Source organism: Thiorhodococcus minor (assembly GCF_010820565.1).
In the GTDB taxonomy this organism is placed as follows: Bacteria; Pseudomonadota; Gammaproteobacteria; order Chromatiales; family Chromatiaceae; genus Thiorhodococcus; species Thiorhodococcus minor.
Map to the genome: position 1 here is coordinate 1 of NZ_JAAIJQ010000338.1, position 534 is coordinate 534.

Here is a 534-nt window from a genome sequence, read left to right on the forward strand (position 1 = left end):
ACCTATGCGCTCAGTGGCGACGTCCAGGTCGACGACGTCTATCTCGGCGGTGAGCTCACGGGCGGCAAGGCCGGGCGCGGCTCGGAGAACAAAGTCCCCTTCGTCGCGGCGGTGTCCCTCACGCCTGAGGGGCATCCGCTCTACACCAAAATGGCCCCCGTGCCTGGCTTCACCATTCAGGCCATTGCCAGCTGGGCGGCGAGCGATTTGACGCCCGGATGCCAGGTGACCTCCGATGGCCTGGCCTGTTTTGCTGGCGTGACGCAGGCCGGCTGCCAGCACACCGCGATCGTCGTCGGTTCCCGTAAGCCCAAGGACCTTCCCGAATTCAGTTGGGTCAACACCGTCCTTGGCAACCTCAAGACCAGCTTCGGCGGGGCCTACCACGCCTTCGACTTCGCCAAATACGGCACGCGCTACCTGGCAGCGTTCGCCTATCGCTTCAACCGGCGCTTCCACCTCGACAGGATTCACAATCGCTTGCTTGTCGCCGCAGTCGCCATCGGACCACGTCCCGAGCGCTGGCTCCGTCAA

At 64.6% G+C, this 534-nt stretch carries 1 protein-coding gene; it reads left to right on the top strand.

What is annotated here, in order from left to right; all coding sequences use genetic code 11:
* The coding region (locus G3446_RS27255) for an IS1595 family transposase (protein WP_164456758.1) at positions 1-534 on the top strand (534 nt) is incomplete at both ends.